Source organism: Paracoccus sp. SY (assembly GCF_002901215.1).
Lineage (GTDB): Bacteria > Pseudomonadota > Alphaproteobacteria > Rhodobacterales > Rhodobacteraceae > Paracoccus > Paracoccus acridae.
The window spans coordinates 95,846-108,607 of the sequence record NZ_NWMQ01000005.1 but is presented as its reverse complement, the minus strand read 5'-3'; the positions used below and the strand labels follow the sequence as shown (position 1 = coordinate 108,607).

General features: G+C 64.1%; 12 protein-coding genes and 1 tRNA gene. 3 read left to right on the top strand and 10 right to left on the bottom strand.

Translation table 11 applies throughout. The annotated features are described in order from the left end of the window. Positions 1-51 precede the first annotated feature (51 nt). Positions 52-303, top strand: coding sequence for a hypothetical protein (locus CK944_RS06480; protein ID WP_146038614.1), 252 nt, complete (start codon positions 52-54; stop codon positions 301-303). Positions 304-431: 128 nt separating this feature from the next. Here CK944_RS06480 and CK944_RS06475 read toward each other — a convergent pair whose 3' ends face one another. From CK944_RS06475 to CK944_RS06460, 4 genes are all read right to left on the bottom strand, one after another. Beyond that, positions 432-1,757 carry a sigma-54 dependent transcriptional regulator gene (locus tag CK944_RS06475; protein WP_103172231.1) on the bottom strand — a complete coding sequence of 442 codons (1,326 nt, stop codon included), beginning with the start codon at positions 1,755-1,757 and terminating at the stop codon, positions 432-434. Between the two features lie 21 nt (positions 1,758-1,778). Beyond that, complete coding sequence (locus CK944_RS06470) at positions 1,779-3,494, bottom strand: ATP-binding protein (protein ID WP_103172312.1); 1,716 nt, start codon at positions 3,492-3,494, stop codon at positions 1,779-1,781. Positions 3,495-3,635: 141 nt separating this feature from the next. Beyond that, on the bottom strand, positions 3,636-4,304 hold the full coding sequence (gene purQ, locus CK944_RS06465; RefSeq protein WP_103172230.1) for a phosphoribosylformylglycinamidine synthase subunit PurQ: 669 nt from the start codon (positions 4,302-4,304) through the stop codon (positions 3,636-3,638). A 203-nt stretch (positions 4,305-4,507) separates the two neighbouring features. Beyond that, a complete protein-coding gene (locus tag CK944_RS06460; protein WP_103172229.1) occupies positions 4,508-5,719 on the bottom strand; it encodes an NADP-dependent isocitrate dehydrogenase in 1,212 nt (403 codons plus the stop codon). A 234-nt stretch (positions 5,720-5,953) separates the two neighbouring features. Here CK944_RS06460 and CK944_RS06455 point away from each other — a divergent pair, with 234 nt between their 5' ends. Further along, on the top strand, positions 5,954-7,099 hold the full coding sequence (locus CK944_RS06455) for a Hint domain-containing protein (RefSeq protein WP_103172228.1): 1,146 nt from the start codon (positions 5,954-5,956) through the stop codon (positions 7,097-7,099). Between the two features lie 3 nt (positions 7,100-7,102). Here the strand turns inward: CK944_RS06455 and CK944_RS06450 are convergent, their stop codons facing one another. Next, entirely contained in the window at positions 7,103-8,230 is a 1,128-nt protein-coding gene (locus CK944_RS06450; protein WP_103172227.1) for an HD domain-containing protein, read from the bottom strand. Between the two features lie 7 nt (positions 8,231-8,237). Further along, on the bottom strand, positions 8,238-8,900 hold the full coding sequence (locus CK944_RS06445) for an alpha/beta hydrolase (RefSeq protein WP_103172226.1): 663 nt from the start codon (positions 8,898-8,900) through the stop codon (positions 8,238-8,240). 164 nt (positions 8,901-9,064) lie between these two features. Between CK944_RS06445 and CK944_RS06440 the strand changes: the two genes are divergently transcribed. Beyond that, complete coding sequence (locus tag CK944_RS06440) at positions 9,065-9,523, top strand: Rrf2 family transcriptional regulator (RefSeq protein ID WP_103172225.1); 459 nt, start codon at positions 9,065-9,067, stop codon at positions 9,521-9,523. Positions 9,524-9,579: 56 nt separating this feature from the next. Here the strand turns inward: CK944_RS06440 and CK944_RS06435 are convergent, their stop codons facing one another. From CK944_RS06435 to gltX, 4 genes are all read right to left on the bottom strand, one after another. Then, a complete protein-coding gene (locus CK944_RS06435) occupies positions 9,580-10,167 on the bottom strand; it encodes an outer membrane protein (protein WP_103172224.1) in 588 nt (195 codons plus the stop codon). Between the two features lie 420 nt (positions 10,168-10,587). Beyond that, positions 10,588-11,136 carry an acyltransferase gene (locus tag CK944_RS06430; protein WP_103172223.1) on the bottom strand — a complete coding sequence of 183 codons (549 nt, stop codon included), beginning with the start codon at positions 11,134-11,136 and terminating at the stop codon, positions 10,588-10,590. Between the two features lie 69 nt (positions 11,137-11,205). After that, positions 11,206-11,282, bottom strand: a tRNA-Met gene (locus CK944_RS06425). A gap of 112 nt (positions 11,283-11,394) precedes the next feature. Next, a complete protein-coding gene (gene gltX, locus CK944_RS06420) occupies positions 11,395-12,720 on the bottom strand; it encodes a glutamate--tRNA ligase (protein ID WP_103172222.1) in 1,326 nt (441 codons plus the stop codon). Positions 12,721-12,762 lie beyond the last annotated feature (42 nt).

Below are 12,762 nucleotides of genomic sequence, written 5' to 3'. Positions count from 1 at the left end.
ATGTTAATTGCCCAAATGGACAGGTTGAGCCATGGGTGACGCGAAAGTAAGTTGAGCCAGCAGTCAAGAAAGTCTGCGCAAGAAAGGGACGGCCTGAACAGCCGGTTTGCGATCATGACATTGGAATATGCAAACGAATATCCTGATGTCCTGCCGCGCAAGAATGGCGGTGCAAGCCTTTCCGACCGCACCTTTTTTCAAGGTTCGGCTTTGAAGAAGAATGGCAAGTCAGAAGTGGTGTTTGACGGCGTATCCCCCGACGATCCCGCATTGGATCTTCTGGGTGAATGCGTCGGTGTATAGGTGAAGGAACTTGCCGTCTGACCGAACCCCTGCGGATCGGTCCAATTTTGGGCTAAGTTTTTGGTATCGTTTTTTGTGAAGGCCCGATACGACACAATGGGGGCGGAGAAATCCGCCCCCTGTTATATTCAAAGATAATCGCCCCGCTGCAGGCCGTATTTGGCCATCTTCTCGTTCAGGGTGCGGCGCGGCAGGCACAATTCCTCCATCACGCCCGAGATGCTGCCCTTGTGGCGGCGCATGGTGTTGTCGATCAGCATCTTCTCGAAGCTTTCGACATATTCCTTGAGCGGCTTGCCCTCGGTCGTGGTGGCCTGCTGGTTGTCTTCCCCGTCCGCCATCAGAAGCGAGGCGATGGACCCCGATCCCCGCCGGTTCTGCAGCACGGCGCGTTCGGCCACGTTGATCAACTGGCGGATATTGCCGGGCCAGGGGGCCTGCAGAAGCTGGGCGGCCTCCTGGGCGCTGACCTGCGGCGGCTCGCAGCCGTATTCCTCGGAGAACTGCTCGGTCATGCGGGTGAACAGCGACAGGATATCCTCGCCCCGCGCGCGCAGCGGCGGCAGGGTGATCTTCAGCGCCGACAGGCGATAGAACAGGTCGGGCCGAAGCGAATCCTCGGCCCGGCGGCCTTCGCCCCGCGCGTTCGAGATGGCGATGATGCGCGTTTCGGCGGGCGTCCCCTGGTCGCTGATGAAGGCCAGCAGGCGGGCTTGGAGGGGTTCGGACAGCGCCTCGATGTCTTCCAGGCAAAGGGTGCCGCCGCGGGCCTCCTCGACGGCGGGAATGCCGTCCTCGACCGGGCCGAACAGCCGGGCCGACAGCGCCTCGTCGTTATAGGCGGCGCAGGACACAGGCACGAATTTCCGGGACGCGCGCGGGCCGACGGCGTGCAGGGCATGGGCCACCAGCGTCTTGCCGGTGCCGGTTTCGCCGTCGATCAGCACATGGCCGTCTGCCTGGCCCAGATCCAGGATATCCTCGCGCAGGCGCTCCATCACGGGGCTGGTGCCGATCAGCTTGGACATCACCTGCTGGCCTTCCGACAGGTCGCGACGGAGCGCGCGGTTGTCCAGCGTCATGCGCCGCATCTGCGTGGCCTTCTTGGCAAGCGCCGTCATCTTGTCGGGATTGAAGGGCTTTTCCATGAAGTCCATGGCGCCGATCCGCATCGCCTCGACCGCCATCGGCACGTCGCCATGGCCGGTGATCAGGATCACGGGCAGCCCCGAATCCAGCCCCATCAGGCGCTTCAGGAAGGCGATCCCGTCCATGCCGGGCATGCGTATGTCGCTGACCACGATGCCGGGCCAGTCGGACCCGATGACCTTCAGCGCGTCTTCGGCACTGGGATAGGTTTCCGTTTCGAACCCGGACAGCACCAGCCACTGGCTGATCGATTCCCGCATGTCCGGTTCATCATCAACGATCGCAATCTTCAATTTGCGGGACATAGGTCTTCCTCTCTCGAACATTCACTCGGCGGCCAGCGTCTGCGCGGGTTGCCCCGGCTTGTGCAAAGGCATCTCGACCGCGAAGACGGCGCCGCCCTGGTCTGCGTTATGCGCGGTCAGGCGACCGCCGAAATCGGCCATGATGGACGAGGATATGGCCAGCCCCAGCCCTGTCCCCTCGCCCGGTTTCTTCGTGGTCCAGAACGGCTCGAACAGCTTTTCCAGATCCGATATGCCCGGCCCGTTGTCGCGCACCAGCACATGGGCATTGGCGCCGGTTTCCACCGTGATCTCGATCCGGGCATCGCGCCTGTCGCGGACGGCATCGACGGCATTGCGCAGCAGGTTGATGATGACCTGTTCCAACCGGATGCGGTCCGCCATCACCATCACCGGGCCGCGCGGCAGGTTGCGGGTCACGCGGATGGCCCGCCCGCGAAGCTGCGGCTCCATCATGGTCAGGGCGCTGCTGACGGCGGCGCGCAGATCCACCGGTTCCACCGCCTCGCCGCCCTTTCGGGCATAGGATTTCAGCTGCCGGGTGATGGCGCCCATGCGTTCGATCAGGTCGTCGATCCGCTGGAAGGAGGACAGCGCCTCCTCGGCCCGGCCGCGTTGCAGCAGAAGACGGGCGCCGGCCAGATAGGTCTTCATCGCGGCCAGCGGCTGGTTCAACTCGTGGCTGACGCCTGCCGACATCTCGCCCAGGGCCGCCAGCTTGGAACTTTGCTGGACGGTCTGTTCGGCGACGCGCAGTTCCTTTTGCATCCGTTCGCGCTCGGCGATCTCTCGGGTCAGGCGCAGGTTCAACGCGCGCAGGTCAGCCGATTCGCGCATATAGGCGACGGACTGGCTGCGGGCGCGGCGCGACAGGACATAGAAGGTCCCGGCCAGCAGGATCGCGAATCCCATGATTTCCAGCGCCAGGACCGCGTTCACCTGTTCGCGCACCGAAGCATAGGTGGTGAAGCTGATCATCCGCCAGCCCCGGAACGGGATGCGCGCCTCGGACTGCATGACGGCGCGGCCCTGGACATAGGCGTCGATCGGCATGGCGGTCCAGTCGGCCGTGACCTGGAACGCCCGCTGGATGGCGGATGGCGCGTCGCGCACGGCCAGAGCCTCGGGCATGGTCAGGCCACGCCATCGGGGTTCCGTCGCCAGGATGATATTGCCTTCGCTGTCGGTGACAGCCACGGCGTCCGAAATGCCCGCCCAGGACCGTTCCAGCCGCGACAGATCGGCGCCGACGACGATCACGCCCAGTGTCTTGCCATCGGACACCACCGCGCGGGAATAGGTGAATTCATACCCGCCGCTGCCCTGGTTCGCGACAGTGAAGACCGTTTCGCGCGACCGCAGCGCCTCGACATAGAACGGCGACAGGACGTTGTTCGCGCCCAACTGGAACCGGTCGGTGGCCCCCACCGTGCGCCCCGAGGCATCCAGAAGCCGGATCGAGGCCGCGCCGATTTCCTTTTGCGCCGCGATCAGCCGGGCCGAGGTGGTCGAGAAATCGTTGCTGTTCAACGACCCGATCAGCGCCGGATCGCGCGCCAGCAGCAGCGGCACCACCGCCGTGCGCTGCAATTCGGACAGCAGGTTGCCGGTATAAAGCGCAAGCCGCAGTTCCGACCGAACACGGGTGTTTTCCGAAAAGCGCGTGGTCAGCCAGGCATTCGTCGTCCAGACGGACAGGATCGCCAGGGCAAAGATCAACGCCACCGCAGCGCGCAGCCACCACGGGTTGCCGAATTGGGACAGCCGGGGCCGGGAACGCTCTGACGCGCTGATGCTGTCCCTGTCTTCGATCACCTATGGAATCCGGCCATGTTGCAGAACTGCCGCACTCTAGGCGCAGAAGCCGCCATGCTCAAGTCAGGCGTTGACAACTCCGGCCACAAGACTGCGGAACAATGCCGCGCCATCGGTACCGCCAAGCGCCGGATCGGCGGCGCGTTCGGGATGCGGCATCATGCCCAGGATGCGGCGGTTTGCGGACAGCACGCCCGCGATGTCGCCCACGGACCCGTTGATCGCCGGCCCATAGGTAAAGGCGATGCGATCCTGGTCCCGAAGCTGCGCCAGATCGTCGGCCGTGGCCTGGTAATTCCCGTCATGATGGGCGACCGGAATGGTGATCTGCTGGCCCTTGGCATAGCCTGCGGTGAAATCGCTGTCGGCGGTGACGACGTTCAGGACGGCGGGCTTGCACAGGAAGGTCAACCCGGTATTGCGCATCAACGCGCCCGGCAGCAGCCCCAGTTCGGTCAGGACCTGGAAGCCGTTGCAGATCCCCAGCACATAGCCGCCCCGTTCCGCATGAAGCCGCAGCGCCCCGGCAATGGGCGAATGGGCCGCGATCGCCCCGCAGCGAAGATAATCGCCAAAGGAAAAGCCGCCGGGAACGGCCACAAGGTCGGTGCCTTCGGGCAGGGTCTGGTCCTTGTGCCAGACCCGCGCCACCTGCGCCCCGGCGTTTTGCAGGGCCACCGCAAGGTCGCGGTCGCAGTTCGATCCGGGAAAGGTGATGACGGCGGCTTTCATGGGACAGCTCCTGCTGGGATCGCCCGTGCCTTATCGCAGCTTGGCCGCCGAAGAAAGGGGGCGTTGCCCCCGCCGCGCGTGCCGCGCGACTCCCCCAGGATATTTGGGCACAGAAGAGGGGGCCCTATCTTCTGTGCCCAAATATCCCCGTCGGAGGCAGGAAGGGCCGGGCGAATGCCCGGCCCCTTTTCTGTCCCGACGCCTCAGTTCAGCGCCTTGTTCAGGTATTCGTCCACCTTTTCTAGATAGCCCATCGTGGTCAGCCACTTCTGGTCCGGGCCCACCAGCAGCGCCAGGTCCTTGGTCATGTGGCCGTCCTCGACCGCCTGCACGGTCACGCGCTCCAGCGTCTCGGCAAAGTTCAGCAGTGCCGCGTTGTCGTCCAGCTTGGCGCGGTGCTTGAGCCCGCCGGTCCAGGCGAAGATCGACGCGATCGAGTTGGTCGAGGTCTGGTTGCCCTTCTGGTGTTCGCGGTAATGGCGCGTCACGGTGCCGTGCGCCGCCTCGGCTTCGACGGTCTTGCCGTCGGGCGTCATCAGCACGCTGGTCATCAGCCCCAGCGAGCCGAAGCCCTGGGCCACGGTGTCGGACTGCACGTCGCCGTCATAGTTCTTGCAGGCCCAGACATAGCCGCCCGACCATTTCAGGCTCGAGGCCACCATGTCGTCGATCAGGCGGTGCTCATAGGTGATGCCGGCCTTCTTGAACTGGTCGGCGAATTCCGTGTCGAACACTTCCTGGAACAGATCCTTGAAGCGGCCGTCATAGGCTTTCAGGATCGTGTTCTTGGTGGACAGATAGACCGGATAGCCGCGCTGCAGGCCATAGTTCATCGAGGCGCGGGCAAAGTCGCGGATCGAGTCATCGAGGTTGTACATGGCCATTGCCACGCCCGACGACGGGGCCTGGAAGACCTCGTGCTCGATGGTCTCGCCATCCTCGCCGACGAAGCGGATCGTCAGCTTGCCCTTGCCGGGGAAGCGGAAGTCGGTGGCCTTGTACTGGTCGCCGAAGGCATGGCGGCCGACGATCACGGGCTTGGTCCAGTGCGGCACCAGCCGCGGGACGTTCTGGCAGATGATGGGTTCGCGGAAGATGACGCCGCCCAGGATGTTGCGGATCGTGCCGTTGGGCGATTTCCACATCTTCTTCAGGCCGAATTCCTCGACCCGCTGTTCGTCGGGCGTGATGGTCGCGCATTTCACGCCCACGCCGTATTGCTTGATGGCATTGGCGGCGTCGATGGTGATCTGATCCTCGGTCCGGTCGCGTTCCTCGATGCCCAGGTCGAAGTATTTCAGATCCACGTCCAGATAGGGCAGGATCAGCTTTTGCTTGATGAAGTCCCAGATGATCCGGGTCATCTCGTCGCCGTCAAGCTCGACGACGGGGTTGGCTACCTTGATCTTCGACATGGGCATTCCCTTCGGCGTTGGATTCGGCTGCGGCTATAGCCGGGGTGAGGGATAAAGGAAAGAATGTATGCAGCGGTATGCAAACCAGAGACCCTTGCCGGAACACTGTTGCAGCGTCATGAGCGCGCGTCTTTGCCGCAGGATTTTCGTAAAATGCCCCGAAGAAGATAGATGATTTTTCAACCATAGGGTGATATCCGACACCTGTAGTAGTTACGAGTATCAGGTGTTTTCATGGCGACAGTCACATGGATGTGGCTCGGCAATCACGCGCAGGTGAATGCGACCGGCGGCACGCCTTCGACCAGTGCCGAAGCGAACGGAATGACGGGATATGGCGCCGTCGGCACCGCGCAAATCAAGCCCGTCACGATCCAGGGCAACACCCATTCGATCGTCGTCGATGGCAAGCCCACCCAGGCATTCTCGACCGCCTACAACCAGGATGGCTGGGGGCGGGACGTGTCGGATTCCCGCATGACCTATGATGCGCCGCTGACCGGCCGACCCGTCAGTTCGACGATCACGGGCTTTCTGTCCGTGCGCTATCAGCTGACCTTCCCGGACGGCAGCCTGGCCCAGCAGGACGGCGTGCTGATCCAGATGAAGAACGGCGACATGTTCTTCCGTCCGTCAAAGGACGCCCTGCGCCAATGGGATGGCATCGACGCCCTGCGCGGGGTCAAGATCCTGTCGGCCACTCCCCTGGACAAGAACACCTATGTGGCGACGATCTCGTTCAAGCCGACGATCTTCGACCTGCCGATCAGCTGCTTCACCAGCGGCACGCTGATCTGCACCGCCACGGGCGATCGCCCGGTGGAAGACATTCGGGTCGGCGATCTGGTGATGACGCGCGACAACGGATTGCAACCCGTCCGCTGGACCGGCTCCCGCAGGGTCACGGGGTCCGAGATCGCGGCCAATTCCGCCCTGTCGCCCGTCCGCATCGCCGCCGGGGCGCTTGGCCGCAACGTGCCTGCGCAGGATCTGCTGGTGTCCCAGCAGCACCGCATCCTGGTGCGTTCGGCCATTGCCGCGCGGATGTTCGGGGCACAGGAACTGCTGATCGCGGCCAAGCACATGACCGGGATCGAAGGGATCGACATCGTGACGGACGCGCCTGGCGTCACCTATGTCCATCTGATGTTCGACGCCCATGAAATCCTGGTGTCGAACGGTGCGGAAACCGAATCGCTTTATCCCGGACCGCAAGCCCTTCTGGCACTGGGCGATGCCGCGGCCGAGATTTTCACCCTGTTCCCGCAGCTTCGCCACGCGACCGAGCCATTCCCGGGCGCCCGGCCCTTCGTGGCGGGCAAGAAGGCCATGCAGCTTGCCTCGCGCCATGCGGCGAACCAGAAGCCCTTAGCAAGCTGAGCGTCAGGCGAAGAATGCCTCGACCTCGCCGCGCAGCCATTGCCACAGGTCCGGCGCGCCCAGGCTGATCTTGCTGCCCACCCGGGTCTCGATGTCGCGGAAGGTGACGCCATAGTCGATCCAGCCGATCCCACCCGACCGCAGGTTCTGGATCACGGGCTGGCATCGGTCCAGGGCCTTGGCGAAGATGGCGTCGGGGCTGGCCGCGGCCTCGAACTCCTGCCACAGCGCCAGGAAATCACGGGCTTGTGCGTCCGGCAGCAGGCCGAAGATGCGCAGGGCCGCTGCCGCCTCGGCCGCCTGGATCTGGGCCGAGCCATGCGCCTGCCCCCCTGCGGAATGCAGCGGCACGTCGCCCACGTCGATCTCGACCAGGTCATGCAGCAGCAACATGCGGATGACCCGCCCCACATCGACACCGGGTCCGGCCAGATCGGCGAAGACCAGGGCGTAAAGCGCCAGATGCCAGCTGTGTTCGGCGCTGTTTTCACGGCGCGACCCGTCGATCAGCAGATTGGCCCGCAGGATCGATTTCAGCCCATCGGCCTCGGCCAGGAAACGCAGGCGGCGGGACAGGTCATCATCGGCACCGGGTGAACCAGACAGGGCCGCCCTGGCCCAGGCCATCGCTTCGGGCCATTCGGCGGCCAGCCGCGCCGCGCGTCCGCCGTTCAGGTTTGCGCGGACGATCCCCAGATGGTCGGGCAACGGCTGCGGGGCCAGCAGCACCTGGAACAGCGGCTGGCTGTGATCCATGCGCTTGGCCATAACTGCATCGGCCGAGGTGCCGGCCTCGAACTCCTGCCACAGGTCGATCAGGGCATCGCAATCCGGCGACAGGCCGAAGATGCGCCGTGCCGCCCGCGCCTCGGCCAAGGCCAGCGCGGGGGCGTCGTGATCCAGGTGGATCGGCTGGTCGCCCGTGTCGATTTCCACCAGGTCATGCAGCAGCAGCATGCGGATGGCGCGGTCGGATGCGCCGAACACCATCGCCTGCAAGGCGACGTGCCAACTGTGTTCGGCGCTGTTTTCCGGCCGGGACAGGTCCAGCAGCACATTCGCCCGATCGACGGATTTCAGCCGGTCAGCCTCGGCCAGGAAGGCGAACTGGCGGGCGATGCGATCCGACACGGAGGCCCTAGCGGCTGGTTTCGGTCAGGCGGCGGCGGACATAGGACTGCACCAGGTCGATCATCGGCTTCATGTGCTGTTCATCGTCGCGGAAGAAGTGGTCGGCACCCTCGATTTCTTCATGCGTGATGGTGATGCCCTTCTGTTCGCGCAGCTTGCTGACCAACGTATGCGTGTCCTTGGGCGGGGCCACGCGGTCGGCGGTGCCGTTCACGATCAGCCCCGACGACGGGCAAGGCGCCAGGAAGCTGAAATCGTACATGTTCGCGGGCGGGGCCACGCTGATGAAGCCGGTGATTTCCGGGCGGCGCATCAGAAGCTGCATCCCGATCCAGGCGCCGAAGCTGAAGCCCGCGACCCAGCAATGCTTGCTGTTGGGGTTCATCGCCTGCAGGTAATCCAGCGCGGATGCCGCGTCCGACAGTTCGCCGATGCCCTGGTCGAATTCGCCCTGGCTGCGCCCCACGCCGCGGAAGTTGAACCGCATCACGGTGAAGCCCAGCTTGTGGAAAGCGTAGTGCAGGTTATAGACGACGCGGTTGTTCATCGTCCCGCCATATTGCGGGTGCGGATGCAGGACGATGGCAAGGGGGGCGTCGGGCTTGCCCGGCTGGGGGTGATAGCGGCCCTCAAGCCGCCCTTCGGGACCGGGGAAAATCAGCTCTGGCATCGTCTTCCTTCGACATGACGGTGGTTTCTTGACGCATCTGCGTGGCGCTTTTAGACCGCTATCTGGGATGTCGGTCTGGATTGCGCAAGAAACGCGCCTCGGCGGCATAGCGCGGCAGTGCGCGCGTCGTCAATCCGACCCGGTCGCAACAGAAGGACCAGCAGATGAAACTGTCCACCAAGGGTCGCTATGCGATCATCGCGCTTGTCGATCTGGCCACCGCCCGCGGGGATGACCTGACCTCGCTGGCCGAGATTTCGGCCCGGCAGGACATTTCGCTGCCCTATCTCGAACAGTTGTTCGTGCGCCTGCGCCGCGCAGGGCTGGTGGCATCCGTCCGGGGTCCGGGCGGCGGCTATCGCCTGGCCCGCCCGCCCGAGACGATCCGCATCGCCGAGATCCTGGAAGCCGTGGACGAGACCGTCAGCGCCATGCATGTCGGCGCGGGGGCGTCGGGGGGCGTTTCCGGATCGCGGGCGCAGACGCTGTCGAACCGGCTGTGGGAAAGCCTGTCGGCGCATGTCTATGTCTTCCTGCACAATCATTCGCTGGCCGATGTGGCCCGGAACCAGTTGCTGCCCTGCCCCGCCCTGCCCCGCATTCTCAGCGTGGTGGACGACTGAGCAAACGAAAACGCGGCCCCTTTCGGGACCGCGTCGTGACACAAGGGTCGGCCGTCTCAGAAGCGATAGGACGCGCGGACCTGCACCAGGTCGGTGTCCAGATCGACACCATCGTTGATGACGTCCGAGAAGTCGCTGCGGCTGTATTCCGCGCCGACCGAGAAGTTCTCGGTGACCAGGTATTCAGCGCCCAGGCCATAGGTGATCCCGGTTTCCGAGATGTCGTCCCCAGCCACGTCAGCCGACACGCGGGCAACACCCAGGGTCGCATAGGGCTGGAAGCGGCCGGCATCATAGCCCACGCGGCCACGCAGGCGCCACAGGTCGGCATCATCGTCGACCTCGTCCAAGTCAACCTTGTTGTAGTCGAGTTCGGCACCGGCGATCACCTGGCCGAAGTCGAACAGGTAACCGGCGTGCAGACCGTAGGCGTCATAGTCGCTGTCGAGATCGGTACCCGACAGTTCTGCATTACCCTGGCCATACTGCAGACCGGCATAGAAGCCGGACCAGTCCGTGCCAGCCTCGACCGGAACGACGGGCGCCACGACGGGGGTGGTGTCCACAACCGGGGCGACATAGCCGCCGGCGAATGCAGCCGAGGTGGCCAGCGATGCGGCAACCGAAAGGGCAACGAGTTTCATGGCAGTCTCCTTATTCTTTTCGAGCTTCTTGGTCTCGAGGCCCCTAGATATGGTGAAGCGCGGGGCTTTCCAGCCCAACATTGCAGTGACTGCAAGAACTGTTGCAGAAATGCGACCCTAGCGGAAAAGTGACTGATAAGAGTAAGGAAACAGCCCTGCCCGTTGGCATCCTGCTTCTTGCAAGAAAATCGAAGGCGCGCATAGGGATGCCGGACTTCATGGGGCGAGAGGGTTGCTTGGCATCAGAAGGACAGCACCGGCCGCAGGACGGCCAACCCCGCAGTCCAAGCCAGGCCTTCGTGGCAATGAACCGCAACCGGGCTTGCAAGCGCGATGGCAGACAAGCGGGCAGGTTCCTTGGTCAGGACGGGTGCAATGGCCCGGCCATCCAGCCTGGCGGATGAATGACGGCAGCCAGGTTCAGATCGGCAGCCTGCGCCTGTCCCAGGTGACGCCGGTTCTGATGACCTTGGCGGGCGATCCCACCGCGATGCAGTTGGGAGGGATCACCCCCCGAACCATCGAACTTGCGCCGATGATCGAATGGCTGCCGATCACCGACCCTTTCAGGATCGTCACTTCCCGACCGACCCAGACGTGATCGCCGATCGTGATCGGCTTGCTGGGATTGATCCGCTTGCCGGATGCAAGGTCTATGATGGAATGGTTGTCGCTGCTGTCCAGCCATATCCCGCCCGAGAACATGCAGTCGCGTCCGATCACAATGCGCGAGGGTTCGTGCATGTGCAGCATGATCCGCATCGAGGTCGTATCCTCGCCGATCTCGATATGGCCATCGTTGCACCTGACCACGATCTGCCCGGCCAGTCTGCATCGCGCGCCGATCTTGATCGTGTTGCGGTGACCTTCGATCACGATCCGGGTGACCCGCGACCCTTCGCCCAAAGAGACAACATTGTCCTGCCCCTTGTCTGAAAAGGCTTCAACACCCGGAAAATGCTGCGTCATCAAATCTGCCTAAGACAAGGACGGGCCAATCCCTGAGGACGGGTCCACGACAAGATTGAAGGGGAAACGTGGTAGCGGAGGAGGGATTTGAACCCCCGACACAAGGATTATGATTCCTCTGCTCTAACCAGCTGAGCTACTCCGCCACGGGTGGGGGCGATTTACGGGGTGGCGCGGGGGGCGTCAAGCGGTATTCGTCACGAAAATGAAAACGCCGCCCAAGCCGGGCGGCGGTTGTTTTTTCGCTGAAGCGCCCGATCACCCGCGCGCCTTGACCACCTGCAGCAGCGGCATGACTTGGGCCATGTCGGGACCATGGGCCTGGCCGGTGACGGCCTTGCGCAGCGGCATGAACAGGCCCTTGCCCTTGCGCCCGGTGGCGTCCTTGACGGCGGCCGTCCACTCGCCCCAGGTCGCGTCCGTATAGGGCGGCGGCGGCAGCAGCGGCATGGCCTGGGCGATGAAATCGGCGTCCTCGGGGTCGATCTGCGGCTCGGCCCCCTGGCTGAAGATCGTCCACCAGTCGGCCAGGTCGTCCAGCTTCGTGATGTTCTGCGAGGCCACGGCCCAGAAGCGTTCGGCCAGATCGGCGGGCACGCCAAGCGCTGCAATGCGGTCACGGACCGCATCGAAAGGCAGCGCCTGGTTGCGTTCGCGCGTCAGCGGCCACAGATCCTCGGCGTCGAATTTCGTGGGCGAGGCGCCGAATTGCGACAGGTCGAAGCCCTCGGCCAGATCGTCCAGCGTCATCTTCAACTCGACCGGCTGGCTGGATCCCAGCCGCGCCATCATCGACAGCAGCGCCTCGGGGGCGACGCCCGCCTCGCGCAGGTCGCGGATCGACAGGGCGCCGATGCGCTTGGACAGTTCCTCGCCCTGCGCCCCGGTCAGCAGGCTGTGATGGGCAAAGGACGGGGGCGTGCCGCCAAGGGCGCGGATGATCTGGATCTGGGTCGCGGTGTTGGTCACATGGTCCGCGCCGCGCACGATATGGGTGACGGCCATGTCGGTGTCATCCACGCTGCTGGCAAAGGTGTAAAGCACCTGCCCATCCGCGCGGATCAGCACCGGGTCGCTGACCGATGCCGCGTCGATGGAGATGTCGCCCAGGATGCCATCGGTCCATTCGATCCGTTCCTGGTCCAGCCTGAAGCGCCAGTACCCTTCGCGCCCTTCGGCCCGCAGGCGGTCCTTGTCGGCATCCGACAGGTTCAGCCCGGCGCGGTCATAGACCGGCGGACGGCCCATGTTCAGCTGCTTCTTGCGCTTCAGGTCCAGTTCGGTGGGCGTCTCGAACACCTCGTAAAGGCGCCCTGCCTCGCGCAACTGGTCCGCCGCCTCGGCATAGCGGTCGAGCCGAGCCGACTGGCGTTCCACGCGGTCCCAGTGCAGGCCCAGCCATTCCAGGTCGCGCTTGATGCCGTCGGCATATTCTTCCTTGGACCGTTCCTGGTCGGTATCGTCCAGGCGCAGGATGAAGGTTCCCCCGGCCTTTCGCGCGATCAGGTAATTGAACAGCGCGGTCCGCAGGTTGCCGACATGGATGTGGCCCGTGGGCGACGGGGCGAAGCGGGTGGTGGTCATGGCACGTCTCCTGTTCGCCTTGCTCTTTCACAGACGGCGATT